The sequence below is a fragment of the Bradyrhizobium sp. CCBAU 51745 genome, from assembly GCF_028128715.1.
Lineage (GTDB): Bacteria > Pseudomonadota > Alphaproteobacteria > Rhizobiales > Xanthobacteraceae > Bradyrhizobium > Bradyrhizobium manausense.
The window spans coordinates 114,857-133,497 of record NZ_LBJP01000003.1 but is presented as its reverse complement, the minus strand read 5'-3'; the positions used below and the strand labels follow the sequence as shown (position 1 = coordinate 133,497).

The following is an 18,641-nucleotide window of genomic DNA, read 5'->3' as shown; positions in this document are numbered from 1 at the left end:
GAGAACCTATGCGAACTGAATACGACGTCGCCGTGGTCGGCGGCGGATTGCTCGGCTCCGCCATTGCCTGGGGCCTCGGAAGGCTCGGCAAGAGCGTGGCTGTGCTCGACGAAGGTGACATCACCAAGCGCGCTTCGCGTGCAAACTTTGCGTTAGTCTGGGTCCAGAGCAAGGGCCTCGGCATGCCCGCCTATACGGTCTGGACGGTGCAGGCCTCGCAGGCCTGGGGGCGGCTCGCGTCCGAGCTGAAGCAGCAGACCGGCCTCGATGTCGCGCTTCAGCAGAACGGCGGCTTTCACCTTACGCTCGGCGATGACGAGTTCGGCCAGCGCACCGAGCTCGTCAAGCGCATGCACAACCAGACCGGCGCGGCCGACTACAAGATGGAGATGCTATCCGCATCCGAGGTGAAGAAGTGGCTGCCGCTGATCGGGCCAGAGGTCTCCGGCGGCAGCTATTGTCCGCTCGACGGCCACGTCAATTCGCTGCGGACGTTCCGCGCGTTCCATACCGGCTTCAAGGCCTTCGGCATCGCCTATTTTCCCGAACGTCCGGTCTCGGCGATAAGCAAGAGCGGCGGCGAATTCCGCCTGACCACGCCGCAGGGCGAGCTGCGCGCCGCCAAAATCGTGCTTGCCGCCGGGAATGCCAACCAGGCGCTGGCGCCGATGGTCGGCCTTTACGCGCCGATGGGCCCGACCCGCGGCCAGGTCGTGGTGACCGAGCGCACCATGCCGTTCCTGCCGCATCCGCTGACCACGATCCGCCAGACCGACGAGGGCACGGTGATGATCGGCGACAGCAAGGAGGACGAACTGGACGATCGTACGCTGAAGCCGTCGATCAGCGGCGTGATGGCCGATCGCGCGCAGCGCATGTTTCCGCATCTGTCCCGGCTCAACGTTGTCAGGAGCTGGTCCGGCATCCGCGTCATGCCGCAGGACGGCTTTCCGATCTACGACCAGTCGGAGACGCATCCCGGCGCCTTCGTCGCTTGCTGCCATTCCGGAGTGACGCTCGCCTCCAACCACGCTTTCGAGATCGCACGCATGGTCGCGCAGGGCGCGCTCGAGCCCGAGCTGGTCGGCGCGTTCTCGGCCAGCCGTTTTGGCGGCGCCGGCGCTGCGAACAACAGCGGCTATTAGAGATATTAAGGAGCCACGAGGCATCCCATGTTTAGACGATCCGAACAGGACAAACGTCCTCCAGTGCAGATCTTCGTCGACGGCGTTGCCGTCGCGGCGCGCGAGGGCGACACCGTTTCAGCAGCACTGCTGGCCTCCGGCCGGGACGCACGGCGCTCCACGGCAGTCAGCGGCGCGCCGCGTCTGCCTTACTGCATGATGGGCGTGTGCTTCGACTGCCTCGTCACCATCGACGGCGTCGGCAATCGCCAGGGCTGCCTCGTGCCAGTGGCCGAGGGCATGCAGATCGAGATCCAGAAGGGCAAGCGGGAGATCGGAAGATGAGCGTTGCTCCCAAGCGCGAAGACTACGATGTCGTGGTGGTCGGCGCCGGACCTGCGGGTCTTGCCGCCGCTGCCACAGCCGCAGAGGCAGGTCTCACGACGCTGCTGCTCGACGAGAATATCGGTCCCGGCGGCCAGGTGTTCCGCGCCATTTCGTCGACGCCGGTGACGGACCGTGGTCAGCTCGGTGCTGATTATTGGGTCGGTGCCGATCTCGTGCAGTCACTCCGCGCGAGCAAGGCCGAAGTCATCCATCGTGCCACCGTCTGGAGCCTCGACCGCAATCTCGATATCGCCGTCTCGATCGGCGGCGCCTCTGCGTTCATCAGGGCCAAACGCGTGATTCTGGCAACCGGCGCGCTGGAGCGGCCGTTCCCAATTCCTGGCTGGACCCTCCCGGGCGTGATGACCGCTGGCGCGGCACAGACCATGCTGAAATCGTCGGCCCTGGTGCCCGATGGTCGCACCGTGATCGCAGGGCAGGGCCCGCTGCTCTGGCTGCTGGCCGCCCAGCTCCTGCGTCTTGGCGGCCGCATCGATCGCATTCTCGACACCACCGGGCGCGGCAATTATTTCGCAGCGCTCCCGCACGCCTTCGCATTCCTCACCTCGCCCTATTTCGCCAAGGGCCTCTCGATGATGCGCGAGGTGAAGGCGAAGGTGCAGGTCGTCTCCGGCGTCACCGAGCTGGCTGCGGCTGGCGACGGCCAGCTCGCGAGCGTCAGCTACGTCGCCGGCGGCAAGCGCGAGACCATCCCTGCCGATCTGCTGCTGCTGCATCAGGGCGTCGTCCCCAACGTCAATCTGGCGATGGCGGCCGGTATCGAGCATCGCTGGGATGATCTGCAATTGTGCTGGTCGCCGGTGCTGGATGCGAACGGCAATTCTTCGGTCGCCGGCATCGCGATCGCTGGCGACGGGGCGGGTATCGGTGGTGCCAATGCGGCCGTGGTCCGTGGTCGTATTGCCGCGCGCGCTGCGATCGAAGCGCTGGCGCCTGCGGCTGCCGCCAAACTTGCGCCGGTGGCGACGCTCCGCGCCGATCTCGCCAGGGCCGAGCGCGGCCGCGTGTTCCTCGACACGCTGTTCCGTCCCGCGCCGCAGTTCCGCATTCCCTCAGGTGACACCATCGTCTGCCGTTGTGAGGAAGTGACGGCAAAGGATGTTCTGGATTCCGTGGCGATCGGCGCGACCGGGCCGAACCAGCTCAAGGCCTACCGCCGCACCGGCATGGGGCCGTGCCAGGGCCGGCTCTGCGGCCTCACGGTGACGGAGCTGATGGCGCAGGCTCGGGCTAAGACCCCGCAGGAGATCGGCTATTACCGCCTGCGCGCACCGGTGAAACCGATCACCCTTGCCGAGCTCGCCGCCGTCCCGAAAACGGAAGAGGACGTCAGGGCCGTGGTGCGCGGATGACCACATCAGTGGATGCGATCGTCATCGGCGGCGGCATCCACGGATGCTCGACGACGCTGCATCTGTGTCTCGCCGGCCTGAAGCCGGTGCTGATCGAGAAGGACTATGCCGGCCGCCACGCTTCAGGCGTCAACGCCGGTGGCGTCCGCCAGCTCGCGCGGCATATCCCCGAGATTCCGCTCTCGATCCGCTCGATGGGCATCTGGGAGAAGATCACCGATCTCCTCGACGATGATTGCAGCTTCGAAAGCTACGGCCAGGTGCTGGTCGCGGAGAACGAGGAGGAGCTCGCCGTTTGCCGTACACGCGTGGCTGAACTCAACACGCTCGGCTTTACCCATGAGGAGCTGATCGACGCGGTGGAGCTCCGGCGCCTTGTGCCCGCGGTGGCCGAGACCTGCCCCGGCGGCGTGGTGTCGCGCCGCGACGGCGCGGCCAACCCGGCGCAGACGACAACGGCGTTCCGGCGCAAGGCCGAGCAGCTCGGCGCGACCGTGCGCGAGGGCGTCGCCGCCAGCAATATCCGGCACCGTGACGGCCTCTGGCATGTCGACGTTGGCTCAGATAGCTACGCCGCGCCAGTGCTCGTCAATGCCGCCGGCGCCTGGGCCGGCAAGATCGCCGCCGATCTCGGCGAGCCGGTGCCGGTCGAGACCGTGGCGCCGATGCTGATGATCACCTCGCGCGTGCCGCACTTCATCGATCCCGTCGTGATCCTGCGTGGACGAAAACTCTCCTTCAAGCAATTCAAGAACGGCACCGTGCTGATCGGCGGCGGTCATCTGGCGACGGCCTACCAGGATCGCAACGAGACGGTGCTGGACTGGAAGAGCCTTGCAACCAGCGCGCAGACCGTGTTCGAGCTGTTCCCGGTGATGCGCAGCGCCACCATCGTGCGCGCCTGGGCAGGCATCGAGGCGAAGATGAAGGACGATATCCCCGTATTTGGGCCGAGCAGCCGGCACAAGGGACTCTATCACCAGTTCGGCTTCTCGCTGCATGGCTTCCAGCTCGGGCCCGGCGCCGGCGCCGTGATGGCGGAGCTGATCGTGGGCGGCGGCACCCAGACTCGCATCAGCGATCTCGGCATCGAGCGTTTCCATGCTTCGGCCGTCCGTTGAGGCGCTGCTTCGCTCATTCCGACTTGGCAAACATTCCGACCAGGGTCTCGCGCAGCCAGCGCTGCGCAGGCACGGTGTCGTTGCGCTGGTGCCAGAACAGGCTGACGATCCGCGCCGGCGCCTTGAGCGGCAGCGGCATCGCATGCAGGAACGGCGCGTGACGCGACTGCGAACGCAGATCGCTCGGCAGCACGGCGATCAGATCGGTCTGGCGCACGATTTCATAGGCGGCGCTGTAATGATTGACGGTCGCGACCAAATTGCGCGACAGCCCGCGCGAGGCCAGGAAGAGATCGTAGGTCGGCGCTCGCTTGCCGGCCAGGGTCACGTCGACATGCCCGGCGTTCAGGAAGGCGCGCGTGCTCAGCCGCTTCTGGGCCGCGAGCGGGTGGCCGCGCCGCATGAAGCAGGCATAATCGACGGTCCAGAGCGAGCGTGAGCGAATCGCCGTCGGCTGCTGCGCTTCGTTGACATAAACGCTCAGCACGCAATCGACCCGATTGCCCTCGAGCTGATCGGCGATCTCCAGGATGGTGTTGGGCACGGTGTGGACCCGCGTCTTGGGCGCGATCTCGCCGAGATGGTTCAACAAATTCGGCATCACCAGCGAGGCGACGTAGTCCGACATCGACAGGGTGAACTCGGTCTGGGCGCGAGCCGGATCGAACACCTGCTCGTCGAGCGCGCTGCGGACGCTTTCCAGGGCCTCGCCGATCGGCTCCCAGAGAACGACGGCGCGCTGGGTCGGACGGATCCCGGTGCCGGACCGTACGAACAGCGGATCGCCGAGCGCATCGCGCAGGCGTGCGAGCGCGTTGCTGACGGCGGGCTGGGTCATCGTCAACGCGCTCGCCGCGCGCGTGACGCTGCCCTCGGTCATCAATGCCTCGAAGACTTTCAGCAGGTTGAGGTCGAGCGCGCGGAAGGACACGGATATTCACCACAGTGATGTACTAGATCATCATTATAAATTATGACGATAACGTCATTCTGTCTATGATTTCGTCCCGAACGACAAGCGGGTGCCGGCCCGCGGGGATCGAGGGGGATATTCATGTCGATGATATCGGCGCGCATCGAGCGCCTTCCGTTTGCACGCTTCCACACGCATCTGTTGCTGATGGGTGGGCTCGGCTACATGTTTGACGCGATGGACGCGGCGGTGCTGGCCTTCATCCTGCCGGTGCTGCGTACGGCGTGGAATCTGTCGAGCGTCCAGATCGGCGTGCTCGGCAGCAGCACCTATATCGGCTTCCTGTTCGGCGCCCTGTTCGCCGGCACGCTCGGTGATCTCATCGGGCGCCGCGCCGTGATGATGTCGGCACTGGCGCTGTATTGCGCAGCATCGATCGTCAGCGCGATGGTCGATACCTGGCCGGCCTTCTTCGCCGCCCGCATCGTCGCCGGCATGGGCACGGGCGCGGAGAGCGCGATCATCGCGCCCTATCTTGCGGAGTTCGTGGCGCGACGTTACCGCGGCGCCTTCACCGGGGCGCTCGCAGGGTTCTTCTCCTTCGGCTTCGTGGCCGCGGCCTTGCTCGGCTACTTCATCGTTCCCTCCTACGACAATGGCTGGCGCATCGTGCTTGTGATCACGGCGGTGCCTGTCGTCATGCTGCTGTGGTGGCGGCGCGCTCTGCCGGAATCGCCGCGCTGGCTGGAGAGCCGCGGGCGGGAGAAGGAAGCCGAGGCCGTGCTTGACCGCATCGAGGCTGTCTTTGCGCGTGAGGGCCGTGTGTTGCCGCCGCCGGTGGTCGAAGTCGTCCCTCCCGCGGGCACCGGTGGAACGCTGCTTGCCAATTTCGCAGCGCTTCTGGCGGCGCGCCAGGCGCGCATCACCATCATGACCTGGATCATGTGGCTTGCGATCACCTTCAGCTATTATTCCTTCTTCGTCTGGATCCCCGGCCTCCTGGTCCAGAACGGCATGAGCATCACCAAGAGCTTTGGCTATTCGATCGCGATCTATTGCGCGCAGATTCCCGGCTATTTCAGCGCCGCGTATTTCAACGAGCGGATCGGCCGGCAGGCGACCATTGCGACCTATATGGTGCTCGGCGGCGTCAGCGCGCTCGGCCTTGCCTTCGCGCAGACGGATCAGCACATCATACTGGCGGGAATTCTGCTGTCGCTGTTCATGAACGGCACCTATGCCGGTGTTTATGCCTACACCGCCGAAGTGTTTCCGACCCCGATCAGGACCACCGGCGCCGGGCTTGCTTCCGCCATCGGCCGCATCGGCGCGATCGTCTCGCCGATCCTGGTCGGCTACCTCTATCCCAATTTCGGCTTCGCCGGCGTGTTCGGCGTCACCACCACGGTGCTGCTGTTAGGGGCGGTCACCGTCGTCTTGATGGGCGTGCCGACGCGCGGTCGCTCGCTCGAAGAGATCGCCACAGGTGAAACAGCATGAGGCCGACCAGGCGCCCGGCCGATCCGCTGCTCTGCGCCGTTGCGGCGGCGCAGGACAGGGCGGATCAACCGGGCGCGATCTTTGCGGCGCTGGACGAAGCCCTGAAGTCGGCGATCGGGCACAAGCTGTTCACGATCCTGACCTATGACGGCGCGACCTTCGAAGCCGCGCGGGTCTATTCCAATCTGCCGGGTCCGTACCCCACCGGCGGTCGCAAGCGCCTCGCGCCGGGACCGTGGACCGAAGCCGTGCTCGATTCCGGCGAGGCCTATATCGGCCGGACGCAGGACGATCTGCGCACCGTGTTCCCCGACCACGAGCTGATCGCCTCGCTTGGCTGCGCCAGCGTGCTCAACATGCCGGTGCGCTGGCGCGGCCGCACGCTCGGCTCGCTCAACCTGCTTCACGAAGCCGGCTGGTATGACGAGGACGACGTGGCCGCGTGTCTTCCGTTCGCCCAACTCGCGCTGCCGGCGCTGCTTTTGATGGCCTGATAGAGGAGACCTCCATGCCCAGCACTCTTTTCAAGAACGCCGCGCTGCTTGATCCGCTCCGGCCCGAGTTGCTGACCGGCCATGACGTTCTGGTCGAGGATGCCATGATCAAGGAGGTCTCGGACCGGCCGATCCAGGCCACCGCAGATCGAACGATCGATCTCAAGGGCAGGACGTTGATGCCCGGCCTGATCGACCTGCACGTCCATACCATCGCGATCGAGCTCAACCTGGCGGCACAGGCAAAAATGCCGAATGTCCTGGTGACGCTGCGTTCGACGCTGATTCTCAAGGGCATGCTGCGGCGAGGTTTCACGACCGTCCGCGATGCCGGCGGCGCCGGCCACGCGATGAAGCAGGCCATCGAGACCGGCCTGACCGATGGTCCGCGCCTGTTCGTCTCGGGCCGTGCGCTGAGTCAGACAGGCGGCCATGGCGACGGCCGGGCCCGCTCGGACTATCTGGCCAGCGATTCCGCCTGTCCCTGCTGCGTGCGGGTCGGCGCGCTGGCGCGGGTTGCCGACGGTGTCGACGGCGTGCGCAAGGCGGTGCGCGAGGAGCTGCAGATGGGCGCCGACCAGATCAAGATCATGGCGTCCGGCGGCGTGGCCTCTCCGACCGATCCGGTCGGCGCCTTCGGCTACTCCGAGGACGAGATCCGCGCCATCGTTGACGAAGCGCAGGGTCGGCAGACCTATGTGCTCGCCCATGCCTATACGGCTCCGGCGATTGCGCGCGCGGTCCGCTGCGGCGTCCGCACCATCGAGCACGGCAATCTGGTCGACGATCAGACCGCTCGCCTGATGGCCGAGAAGGGCGCTTACGTGGTGCCGACGCTGATCACCTATGAAGCGCTCGCCAACGAGGGCGCGCAGTTCGGCCTGCCGCCGGAGAGCGTCGCCAAGATCGCGGACGTCCGCGATGCCGGCCTGCGCTCGCTCGAGATCTATCGCAAGGCCGGGGTGAAGATGGGATACGGCAGTGACCTGCTCGGCCCGTCGCAACGCCTCCAGAGCGAAGAGTTCCGCATCCGTGCCGAAATCCTGGGCGCGCGCGAGGTCATCGCCAGCGCGACCGTAATCGGGGCCGAGGTACTCGGCATGGAGGGCAAGCTCGGCCGCATCGTGCCCGACGCGCTTGCGGATCTGCTCGTGGTCGACGGAAATCCGTTGCGTGATGTCGGCTGCTTGCTCGGTCAGGGCGAGCACATCCCGCTGGTGATGAAAGCGGGCAAGGTTCAGTTCGACAGGCTGGCGTAGCCGCTGGCTTCGCGACGGCATGCCTTGATCTTGCCACCCGGCCGAATTATGAGCGAGGCTCTCATCAAGGATGTCAGCAGCCATGGATTTCACCCCGACCGCAACGCCGATCCGCATTGCTCACGGGGAATTCCATGCCTGCTTCCATCATCCTGTCGAACCTGTCGCTGTCCACGCCTGACGGCCGCTCGCTCCTCTCCAACATCGATCTGATCTTCGGCGCGGAACGCGCCGGCCTTGTCGGCCGCAACGGCGTCGGCAAGACAACGCTGCTCGCCGCAATCACGGGCGAGCACGTCCCGCAGGCGGGACGCGTGGTCGTCAACGGCACCGTTGGCCTCTTGCGGCAGGACGCCCAGCTGCGCGGCGGCATGCGGGTCGTCGACCTCTTTGGCGCGCGAGAGTCTCTCGACGTGCTTCGCCGGGTGGAGCGTGGCGAGGCCTCCGCCGAGGATGTCGCCGAGGTCGACTGGGCGCTCGAGACGCGGCTCGCATCCGCCCTGGCGCGCGTCGGCTTCGATATCGCGCCCGATACGGAGCTGGACCGTTTGTCGGGCGGGCAGATCACGCGCGTTCGTCTCGCCGCGCTGCTGTTCACCGCGCCGGATTTCATCCTGCTGGACGAACCCACCAATAATCTCGATCGGGACGGGCGCCGTGCCGTGATCGATCTGCTTGCCGCCTGGCGCGGCGGCGCGATCGTCGTCAGCCATGACCGGGCACTGCTCGAGACCATGGACGCCATCGTCGAGCTGACCTCGCTCGGCGCGACGCGCTATGGCGGCAATTGGAGTAGCTATCGCGCGCAAAAGGCCGTCGAGCTTGCGGCCGTCAGGCACGACCTCGCGCATGCCGAGAAGCATTTGTCCGAGATCGACGGCAAGGCGCAGGAGGCGGCCGAACGCAAGGCGCGCAAGGACAGCGGTGGCAAGAGGAAGCGCGCCAAGGGCGACATGCCACGAATCCTTGCAGGCGCGCGCAAGGATCGCAGCGAGGACAGCGGCGGCAGGGCCGCAGAGATCGCCGAGCGGCGGCGCGCGGAGGCTCTGGATGCGCTCGACACCGCCCGCCGGCGCATCGAGATCCTTCAGCCGCTGACTGTAAAGCTACCGTCGACCCGGCTCCCGGCGGGGCGGGAGGTGGTTTGGCTTGATCGTGTTCGCGCAGGCTATCAGCCGGAACGGCCGATCCTGCGCGATCTATCGCTTGCCATCGTCGGGCCGGAGCGCGTCGCGATTGTCGGGCCCAACGGCTCCGGCAAGACGACGCTGTTGAAGCTCATCGCCGGTGAGCTACGCCCTGTCGCGGGCACCGTGCGCGTGAGGCCGGACTTCGCGCTGTTCGACCAGAAGGTCAGCCTGCTCGATCCCGCGATCTCGATTCTCGACAATTTTGGGCGTCTCAATCCGCGGGCCGGTGCGAATGAATGCCACGCCGCGCTGGCGCGCTTCATGTTTCGTGCAGATGCGGCCTTGCAATGCGTCGGCAGTCTGAGCGGCGGCCAGCTGTTTCGCGCCGGCCTTGCCTGCGTGCTCGGCGGGGCGACGCCGCCGTCGCTGCTGATCCTGGACGAGCCGACCAATCACCTCGACCTTGAATCGATCGAAGCCGTCGAGGCGGGCCTCCGCGCCTATGACGGCGCGCTGCTCGTGGTCAGTCACGATGAGGCGTTCCTGGGAGCCATCGGGATCACACGCCGGCTCGATCTGACCGGTTGTCCCGACTGACGGAACAATGATACCGGCTCGCGGCCGGCGGAGCTGACCGATGCGGCCGATGCAAGCTTTGACAGCCAGATCGCGTGATAATTTTCAAAAACCCGACGCTCTGCCCCCAGCGCGTCGGGTGGAATGGATGAGTATCAATCCGTGATCCCAACATCTTTGTTGTGACTCCGGTCCTACGAATTTTCTACTCCGGGAAACTACCGCAACGGAACCAGGCGGCGTCTGCCTTCGATCTTCGCTTTGCGGCTCTACGCGCTGCCGCCTGGCTCCAGCGCTTCGCCGATCTCCAGTGGATGCGCCATGGTCTCGTGCAGCGCCTGGCGATCGAGCTCGCCTTCCGAGATGCTGATGACGACGCAGGCGACGCCGTTGCCGATCAGATTGGTCAGCGCGCGGCATTCACTCATGAACTTGTCGATGCCGACCAGGATCGCGATCGACTGGATCGGGATGTCGGGCACGATCGACAGCGTCGCGGCGAGCGTGATGAAGCCTGCGCCGGTTACCCCGGATGCTCCTTTCGAAGTGATCATCGCGATACCGAGAATGCCGAGCTCCTGCCAGATCGTCAGATGCGTGTTGGTCGCCTGCGCCAGGAACAGCGTCGCCAGCGTCATATAGATGTTGGTGCCGTCGAGGTTGAAGCTGTAGCCGGTCGGGATCACGAGGCCGACCACCGAGCGCGAGGCGCCGAGATGCTCCATCTTCTGGATCATCTGCGGCAGCACCGTCTCCGACGAGGAGGTGCCGAGCACGATCAGGAGCTCGTCCTTGATATAGGCAATGAAGCGAATGATGGAGAAGCCGGCAAGCCGTGCGATCGCACCCAGCACGATCAGCACGAACAGGATGCTGGTGAGATAGAACGTGCCGATCAGGGCGGCGAGGTTGAGCAGCGAGCCAAGGCCGTAGGCGCCGACGGTGAACGCCATCGCGCCGAATGCGCCGATCGGCGCCACGCGCACGATGATGCGGATGATACCGAAGAACATCTTCGCGGCCTTGTCGATTGCCTCCGCGATCGGCTCGCCTGATTTGCCGAGGAAGGCGATGGCGAATCCGGAGAGGATCGAGACCAGCAGCACCTGCAAGAGGTCGCCGCGCGCGATCGCGCCCACATAGCTGTCGGGAATGATCGCCATCAGATGGGCGACGATGCCGTCTTCGTGCGCCTTGGACACATAGGTCGCGACCGATTTCGGATCGATGGTGGCGGGATCGATGTTGAAGCCGTGCCCGGGCTGGAGAATCTCGCCCACCAAAAGACCGATGGCGAGCGCAACGGTCGAGACAGTCTCGAAATAGATCAGGGATTTCAGTCCGACCCGGCCGACGCGCTTGAGGTCGCCCATCGAGGAGATGCCATGCACCACGGTGCAGAAGATGACGGGCGCGATCATCATCTTGATCAGCGCGATGAAGGCGTCGCCGAGCGGCTTCAGCGCTTTGCCAAGGTCCGGATAGAAATAGCCGATCAGGACCCCGAGCACGATCGCGATCAGCACCTGGACGTAGAGGATCCTGTACCAGGGCTGGTGCCGGCGGTGGACGGCTGGCTGGATCGCGATCTGTGTCATAAAGTTCAATCCCGGAACACATTGATCGTGCATGACTTACATCATGTGATGATCGCCGCTCGAGCAACAATCACATTTTTGTCTGTTAGCACGAACATCAATCGCTGCACCGCACTTTGGGGGGAACATGCCGAACGCATTGGGCGCGGACGAGCGATCGCAGGACCGTCTTTCACAAGGCTATTTTCCGCGTTGGAAGCTCAAGACCTCCGGCGTGATCATGCCGGAGGAGCGGTTGTCGTGGGGGCAAACCATCGTCTCCGGTCTCCAGCATTGCGTCGCCATGTCGGGCGCGACGATCATCGCGCCGTTGCTGATGGGGTTCGACCCCAATGTTGCTGTGTTGTTCTCCGGCATCGGCACGCTGATCTTCTTCGTCATCGTCGCGGGGCGCGTGCCGAGCTATCTCGGCTCGAGCTTCGCGTTCATCGCCGTCGTCCTCGCCGCCACCGGCTATGCCGGGCACGGACCGAATCCGAACATCTCAATTGCGCTCGGCGGCATCGTCGGCGCCGGCGTGCTCTACGGCGTGATCGCACTGATCGTGATGTGGTCGGGCATCGGCTGGGTCGAACGCCTGATGCCGCCGGCGGTCACCGGCGCCGTGGTCGCCGCGATCGGCCTCAACCTCGCGCCCGTGGCGGTGAAGGCGGTGAGCGCGAACGCGTTCGAGACCTGGATCGGGCTTGCGACCGTTCTGATCATCGGCGTGGTTGCGGTGGCCACGCCCGGCCTGTGGCGCCGCCTGCCGATCATCCTGGGGGCGATCGGCGGATATCTCTTGTACCTGCTGTTTGCGAACGGTCTTGGCTTCGGCAAGCCGATCGACTTCACGCAGCTCTCGGCCGCGCCGTGGTTCGGCCTGCCGAATTTCACCACGCCGACCTTTCAGGCCGACGCCATCTTCCTGATCGCGCCGGTTGCGGTCATCCTCGTCGCCGAAAATCTCGGGCACATCAAGGCCGTCGGAGCCATGACGGGCCGCAGCCTCGATGCCTATCTCGGCCGCGCTTTGCTTGCCGACAGCCTCGCAACGATCGTGGCGGCCTGCGGCGGCGGCACCGGCGTCACCACCTATGCCGAGAATATCGGCGTGATGGCGGCGACGAAGGTCTATTCGACCCTGCTGTTTGCTTTCGCCGCCACCGTATCGGTCCTGCTCGGCTTCTCGCCGAAATTCGGCGCGCTGATCCTGTCGATCCCCGGGCCCGTCATCGGCGGCCTTTCGATCGTGCTGTTCGGATTGATCGCGGCGATGGCGGGCCGGATCTGGGTCGAGAACAAGGTTGACTTTGCCAATCCGGCGAATTTGATCACCGTCGCGGTGGCGCTGACGGCGGGAGCCGGCGATCTCACGCTCAAATTCGGTGCATTCACGATCGGCGGAATCGGCACCGCGACCTTTGGTGCGATCATCCTGTATCAGATCCTGACCTCGCCGATCGCGCGCCGCGCGGAATGAATCCCAGCGATGTGCCAACAGGGTGGAACAAAATCTCGGTTCCATCCATGATGAGGCATCCCGGAGAATGCACATGCCACAGACCGATCTCTCAACTGTCTTTCCCTCACGCCTCGTCGGCCAATACGCGCTGGTGACGGGCGCTCCGCAGGGCATCGGGCGTGCCGTCGCCATTCGCCTCGCCCAGGAAGGTGCGACGGTCGCCATCAACTATATCGGTCCCCCCGAGAAGGCTGAGGAGACGCTTGCGCTCGCGCGCACGGCTTCGAGCGACCGTGGCCACGGCAGGCTCGATCATTTCATCATTCACGCCGATATTGGGGTCGAAAAAGACATCGCCGCAATGTTCGAAACCATCCTGGCGCGCTGGAAGCGCCTCGACTGTCTCGTCAACAATGCCGGCTTTCAGCAGGAATCGCCGAGCGAGGCGCTCGACATCGAAGCCTATCGCCGCATCATCGACGTCAATCTCAACGGCGCCGTGCTCTGCGCGCAAAAGGCGCTGGCGCATTTCGTTGCCCGCGGCGGAGGCGGCTGCATCATCAACTGCTCGAGCGTCCACCAGATCATCCCAAAGCCTGGCTATCTCGCTTATTCGATCAGCAAAGGCGGCATGGCCAATCTGACCCGCACGCTGGCGCTGGAGTTTGCCGGCCGCGGCATTCGCGTCAATGCGGTCGGCCCCGGCGCAATCGACACGCCGATCAACGCCGCCTGGACCGGCGACGCCGAAAAGCGCGGCGCGGTCGTCAGCCACATTCCGCTCGGCCGCGTCGGCACGCCGGAAGAGATGGCTGCGGTATTCGCCTTCCTGGCCTCGGATGACGCCAGCTACATCACCGGGCAGACCATCTATGCGTGCGGCGGCCTCACGCTGTTTCCCGAATTCAGGGACAACTGGTCGAGCTGAGATGAGCGGCCGCCGGCCAAAGCGTGATCTGGCAAAATGTCGCGGCGCAGACTACATCTGCGCCATGACAAACACTCCGCTGGCAGACTCTCGGCTCCAGGATTTCGTCGGCCGGCACGAAAAACTGTTCGTGCTGACCGGCGCCGGCTGCAGCACCAATTCGGGCATCCCTGATTACCGCGACAGAAATGGCAGCTGGAAGCGGACCCAGCCGGTCAATTTCCAGACCTTCATGTCGGAAGGGCACACGCGCCAGCGTTACTGGGCGCGCAGCCTGATCGGCTGGCGGCGATTCGGACAAGCGAGGCCGAACGATGCGCATCATGCGCTGGCCCGGCTCGAGGCGAGCGGGCGCTGCGAGATGCTGCTGACGCAGAATGTCGACAGGCTGCATCAATCCGCGGGCCACCGGCAGGTGATCGATTTGCACGGGCGGCTCGATCTGGTCCGCTGCATGGGCTGCGGGGCCAAGACGCCGCGCAACGAATTCCAGGAGGCGCTTGGCCGCGCCAATGCCGAATGGCTGACGCTCGATGCCGCGGACGCGCCCGACGGCGACGCCGATCTGGAGCAGGCGGATTTCTCATCATTCAAGGTGCCGGCTTGCGAGGCCTGCGGCGGCATCCTCAAGCCCGACGTGGTGTTCTTCGGCGAGAACGTCCCCCGCGACGTTGTCGCCACCGCGCAGGATCATCTGGCGCAGGCGGATGCCATGCTGGTCGTCGGCTCGTCGCTGATGGTCTATTCCGGCTTTCGCTTTGTGAAGGCTGCCGCAGAGCGACAGATCCCGATCGCTGCGGTCAATCTCGGGCGCACCCGTGCCGATGATCTCCTGACGCTCAAGGTCGAGGAGCGTTGCGAAGCGGCGCTTGCATTCCTGCTCTGATGTGATGCCGGGTGAACACGTCTTGCCTATTGCATAGGTGCCAAGCAGAATAGCCAGGTACAGCGTTTTCGTTGTGCTCGATGGCACGGAAATTGCTGCTTTTTCGCCCTCAGTTCTTGACGATCAGCCGGAGAATTTTGGAATGCTTGAAGGAGCCGAGGTGCGGCTTGCCGTGGATATTGGCGGCACGTTCACCGACATCGTGCTTGACGTGGGCGAGGTGCGCAAGACCCGCAAGGTGCTGACCACGCCGCAGCGTCCAGAGCAGGCAGTGCTGGACGGCATGCGCCTCATTCTCGCCGACGCGCGTGCGCATATCAGCGACATCGACGTCTTCATCCACGGCACGACGCTGGCGACCAACGCCATCATCGAGCGGCGTGGCGCCAAAACGGCCCTGATCGCCACCGAAGGTTTTCGCGACGTGCTGGATATCGGCACCGAGAGCCGTTACGACCAGTACGATCTCAGCATCGACAAGCCGAAGCCGCTGACGCCGCGCAGCCTTCGCTTCACCGTGCCCGAGCGCATCGATGCGCACGGTGCCGTTCGCCTCGCGCTCGACGAGGTTGCTGTACGCGCACTCGTACCGAAATTGCGCGAATTGAAGGTCGAGAGTGTCGCGATCGCGTTTCTGCATTCCTATGCCAATCCCGACCATGAGCGCCGCGCAGCCGCGATCATCGGTGAGGAGATGCCGGGCATTTCGGTGACGGTGTCCTCGGCCGTGTGCCCGGAGATCCGCGAGTATGAGCGAACCTCAACCGCTGTTGCGAATGCCTATGTGCAGCCGCTGATCGACGGCTATCTCGCCCGCATGGCCGACGCATTGCAGGTCGAGCAATTCCGCGGCGCCATCTATCTCGTCACCTCAGGTGGCGGCGTTACCTCGATCGAGACGGCGCGACGCTTTCCGGTGCGGCTCGTCGAATCCGGTCCTGCCGGCGGCGCGATCTTCGCGGCGCAGATTGCTGCGCGTCTTGGCGAAAGCAAGGTGCTGTCCTTCGACATGGGCGGCACCACGGCAAAGATCTGTCTGATCGAAAAGTACCAGCCCGAGACCTCGCGCGTGTTCGAGGTCGATCGCGCCGCGCGCTTCCTGAAAGGCTCGGGCCTGCCGGTGCGCATTCCCGTGATCGAGATGGTCGAGATCGGCGCCGGCGGCGGCTCGATCGCGCATGTCGACGCGATGAAGCGCGTCACTGTCGGCCCGGAGAGTGCGTCTTCCGAACCGGGCCCTGCCTGCTACGGCCGTGGCGGTCAGCGGCCGGCCGTGACCGATGCGGACGTTGCGCTCGGCATGATCGATCCTGATGCGTTTGCTGGCGGCACGATCAAGCTTGACCCGGAGCTTTCAAAGAAGGCCCTGCTGAGCAGCGTCGGCGAAGCGCTGGGCCTGTCGGCGGAGACCGCAGCCTATGCGGTGCACGAGGTGGTCTGCGAGAACATGGCCAGCGCGGCGCGCGTGCATGCCGTCGAGCGCGGCGAGATCGTCGGCCAGCACACGCTGATTGCTTTCGGCGGCGCTGCTCCGCTGCATGCGGCGCGCGTTGCCGAGAAGATCGGTGTTTCCCGCGTGATCGTGCCGTCGAATGCCGGCGTCGGTTCTGCCGTTGGCTTCCTCGCCGCGCCCATCGCCTATGAGCTGGTACGCAGCCGTCACGTCCGCCTCGATGATTTCGACACCAAGGCCGTCTCCGATCTCTTGCAGGAGATGGTGACCGAGGCGCGCGCACTGGTCGAGCCCGGTGCGGCCGGTGCGCCGGTGCGCGAACGCCGCGCGGCCTTCATGCGTTATGTCGGCCAGGGCCACGAGATCACCGTCGAGCTGCCGAACCGGCCGCTGACGTCGGCCGATCTCGGCAGCCTGCGCCAGAAATTCGAGGCGGACTATTCCGCGATGTTCGAGCGCCCGATCCCGGGCGCGGCGATCGAGGTGCTGAGCTGGTCGGTGCTCGCCACGACGGAGGCGCGCAATCCGCCCACCGTCGCGGCCGTGACGCGCAAGCCGGCGGGCAAAGCGTCCGGCAGCCGGAAATTCTTTGACGGAAGGGCGGGCGAGGTGGTCGAGATCCCGCTCTATCGCCGCGAGGACATGGCGCCCGGCGCGACCATTGCCGGCCCCGCCGTGATCGCGGAGGATGAGACCTCTACTTTTGTGTCGACCAGTTTTGATGCCCATATCGACGGTGCCGGCAGCATCGTCATGGAACGGAAGGCGGCCTGATCATGAGCAAGGCAAACGGCGCGAGCCTGATCGACCTTCAGATCATGTGGCACCGGCTGATCGCCGTGGTCGAGGAGCAGGCGCAGGTGCTGCTGCGCACCGCCTTCAGCCCGATCGTGCGCGAATGCGGCGATCTCTCCGCCGGCGTGTTCGACCTCAAGGGGCGGATGCTGGCGCAAGCGGTGACCGGCACGCCGGGCCACGTCAACTCGATGGCGGAATCGGTCAAGCACTTCATCAGCCATTTCCCGCTCCAGACGATGAAGCAGGGCGATGCCTACATCACCAACGACCCCTGGATGGGTACCGGCCACCTCAACGATTTCGTCGTCACCACGCCCTGCTTCAAGGACGGCAAGATCGTCGCGCTGTTCTCCTGCACCAGCCATCTCATGGACATCGGCGGCATCGGCTTCGGCCCTGATGCCACCGACGTGTTCATGGAGGGGCTCTACATCCCCATGCTGAAGCTCATCGACCAGGGCGTCGTCAACGAGACGCTGATGGCGATGATCCGCGCCAACACGCGCCTGCCCATCGATACCGAAGGCGACACCTATTCGCTCGCCGGCTGCAACGATGTCGGCTGCGAACGCCTGGTCGAGATGATGACCGAATTCGGCATCGATACGCTCGACGCGCTCGGCGACTATATCTGCGACCGCTCGCGCGAGGCCGTGCTCGCCGAGATCGCCAAACTGCCGAAGGGCAGCTGGCGCAACAGCATGGTGGTCGACGGCTATGATGCGCCGGAGACGCTGGCGGCGACGCTGACGATCTCGGATCAAGGCATCCACGTCGATTTCGACGGCACCTCGGCCGCGTCGAAATTCGGCATCAACGTGCCACTGTCCTACACCACGGCCTACACCGTTTTCGGCCTCGGCTGCGTCGTCGCCGCGCAGATCCCGAACAATGCCGGCTCGCTCTCGCCGCTGACGGTGTCGGCACCCGCGGGGGCGATCCTCAATGCGCCCAAGCCCGCGCCGGTCGCCTCGCGCCACATCATCGGGCAGATGCTGCCCGACGTCGTGTTCGGCTGCCTGCGCCAGATCATTCCCGAGGGGGTGCCCGCCGAAGGCACCTCCTGCCTGTGGAATCTCAACGTCCGCGGCCAGACGCGCAGCGGCGTCGGCGGCAATTACGGATTCTCGATGGCGGTGACCTCAAACGGCGGCACCGGTGCGCGCTTTGCGAAGGATGGGCTGTCGGCGACCGCCTATCCCAGCGGCGTGCGCGGCACGCCGGTCGAGATCGCGGAGACGCAGACGCCGCTGATCTTCTGGCGCAAGGAGCTGCGGCCTGACTCCGGCGGTGCGGGGCGCACCCGCGGCGGCCTCGGCCAGATCATCGAGGTCGGCAGCGGCGTCGATGCGCCGTTCGATATCCTGGCGGCGTTTGACCGCATCGATCATCCGCCGCGCGGCCGCGATGGCGGCAAGAACGGCGAGGCCGGCTATGTCGGCCTCAAGTCCGGCAAGAAGCTGCGTGGCAAGGGCTTTCAGCAGGTGCCACCGGACGACCGCCTGGTGGTGCACACGCCCGGCGGCGCCGGCATCGGCGATCCCACGGTGCGCGATCGAATGGCCGTGAAAGACGACGTCGAGAGCGGTCTCGTGTCGTCAGATAATGCGGTCGCAGTGTATGGCTACGCGGAGTGAACCGCTGAAAGAGTCCGTCC

The 18,641-nt window shown here is 65.2% G+C and carries 15 protein-coding genes; 13 read left to right on the top strand and 2 right to left on the bottom strand.

Annotated features, from left to right (window positions below):
- Positions 1 to 8 precede the first annotated feature (8 nt).
- From XH98_RS03355 to XH98_RS03340, 4 genes are read left to right on the top strand one after another with little or no spacing between them, the layout of a single operon-like run.
- Entirely contained in the window at positions 9 to 1,145 is a 1,137-nt protein-coding gene (locus XH98_RS03355; RefSeq protein ID WP_271603851.1) for an NAD(P)/FAD-dependent oxidoreductase, read from the top strand.
- Between the two features lie 27 nt (positions 1,146 to 1,172).
- On the top strand, positions 1,173 to 1,469 hold the full coding sequence (locus XH98_RS03350) for a (2Fe-2S)-binding protein (RefSeq protein WP_057759242.1): 297 nt from the start codon (positions 1,173 to 1,175) through the stop codon (positions 1,467 to 1,469).
- Positions 1,466 to 2,884, top strand: coding sequence for a (2Fe-2S)-binding protein (locus XH98_RS03345; RefSeq protein ID WP_271603852.1), 1,419 nt, complete (start codon positions 1,466 to 1,468; stop codon positions 2,882 to 2,884). Before XH98_RS03350 ends, XH98_RS03345 begins: the two co-directional genes overlap by 4 nt.
- On the top strand, positions 2,881 to 4,005 hold the full coding sequence (locus tag XH98_RS03340; RefSeq protein WP_271603853.1) for an NAD(P)/FAD-dependent oxidoreductase: 1,125 nt from the start codon (positions 2,881 to 2,883) through the stop codon (positions 4,003 to 4,005). The genes XH98_RS03345 and XH98_RS03340 overlap by 4 nt, the downstream gene beginning before the upstream one ends.
- A gap of 13 nt (positions 4,006 to 4,018) precedes the next feature.
- On the opposite strand, the gene XH98_RS03335 is transcribed toward XH98_RS03340, so the two are convergent.
- Complete coding sequence (locus XH98_RS03335; RefSeq protein WP_057759236.1) at positions 4,019 to 4,942, bottom strand: LysR family transcriptional regulator; 924 nt, start codon at positions 4,940 to 4,942, stop codon at positions 4,019 to 4,021.
- A gap of 117 nt (positions 4,943 to 5,059) precedes the next feature.
- Here XH98_RS03335 and XH98_RS03330 point away from each other — a divergent pair, with 117 nt between their 5' ends.
- The 4 genes from XH98_RS03330 to XH98_RS03315 all read left to right on the top strand — a co-directional run bounded on the left by XH98_RS03330 (position 5,060) and on the right by XH98_RS03315 (position 9,898).
- The gene (locus XH98_RS03330) at positions 5,060 to 6,418 is read left to right on the top strand and encodes an MFS transporter (RefSeq protein WP_271617791.1); all 1,359 of its coding nucleotides are present in this window, start codon (positions 5,060 to 5,062) and stop codon (positions 6,416 to 6,418) included.
- Positions 6,415 to 6,912, top strand: a complete 498-nt coding sequence (locus XH98_RS03325; protein WP_271617790.1) for a GAF domain-containing protein — start codon at positions 6,415 to 6,417, stop codon at positions 6,910 to 6,912. The genes XH98_RS03330 and XH98_RS03325 overlap by 4 nt, the downstream gene beginning before the upstream one ends.
- A gap of 14 nt (positions 6,913 to 6,926) precedes the next feature.
- Positions 6,927 to 8,171, top strand: a complete 1,245-nt coding sequence (locus XH98_RS03320; RefSeq protein WP_271617789.1) for a metal-dependent hydrolase family protein — start codon at positions 6,927 to 6,929, stop codon at positions 8,169 to 8,171.
- A 134-nt stretch (positions 8,172 to 8,305) separates the two neighbouring features.
- Positions 8,306 to 9,898 carry an ABC-F family ATP-binding cassette domain-containing protein gene (locus XH98_RS03315; protein WP_271617788.1) on the top strand — a complete coding sequence of 531 codons (1,593 nt, stop codon included), beginning with the start codon at positions 8,306 to 8,308 and terminating at the stop codon, positions 9,896 to 9,898.
- A gap of 248 nt (positions 9,899 to 10,146) precedes the next feature.
- Here the strand turns inward: XH98_RS03315 and XH98_RS03310 are convergent, their stop codons facing one another.
- Complete coding sequence (locus XH98_RS03310) at positions 10,147 to 11,475, bottom strand: dicarboxylate/amino acid:cation symporter (protein WP_271603859.1); 1,329 nt, start codon at positions 11,473 to 11,475, stop codon at positions 10,147 to 10,149.
- 127 nt (positions 11,476 to 11,602) lie between these two features.
- Between XH98_RS03310 and XH98_RS03305 the strand changes: the two genes are divergently transcribed.
- From XH98_RS03305 to XH98_RS03285, 5 genes are all read left to right on the top strand, one after another.
- A complete protein-coding gene (locus XH98_RS03305; protein ID WP_271617787.1) occupies positions 11,603 to 12,937 on the top strand; it encodes a solute carrier family 23 protein in 1,335 nt (444 codons plus the stop codon).
- 73 nt (positions 12,938 to 13,010) lie between these two features.
- Positions 13,011 to 13,847, top strand: coding sequence for an SDR family oxidoreductase (locus XH98_RS03300; protein ID WP_271603861.1), 837 nt, complete (start codon positions 13,011 to 13,013; stop codon positions 13,845 to 13,847).
- A 64-nt stretch (positions 13,848 to 13,911) separates the two neighbouring features.
- Positions 13,912 to 14,733 carry an NAD-dependent protein deacetylase gene (locus XH98_RS03295; protein ID WP_271617786.1) on the top strand — a complete coding sequence of 274 codons (822 nt, stop codon included), beginning with the start codon at positions 13,912 to 13,914 and terminating at the stop codon, positions 14,731 to 14,733.
- Between the two features lie 142 nt (positions 14,734 to 14,875).
- Positions 14,876 to 16,960, top strand: coding sequence for a hydantoinase/oxoprolinase family protein (locus XH98_RS03290; protein ID WP_271603863.1), 2,085 nt, complete (start codon positions 14,876 to 14,878; stop codon positions 16,958 to 16,960).
- A gap of 2 nt (positions 16,961 to 16,962) precedes the next feature.
- The gene (locus XH98_RS03285) at positions 16,963 to 18,621 is read left to right on the top strand and encodes a hydantoinase B/oxoprolinase family protein (protein WP_271617785.1); all 1,659 of its coding nucleotides are present in this window, start codon (positions 16,963 to 16,965) and stop codon (positions 18,619 to 18,621) included.
- Positions 18,622 to 18,641: the final 20 nt, after the last annotated feature.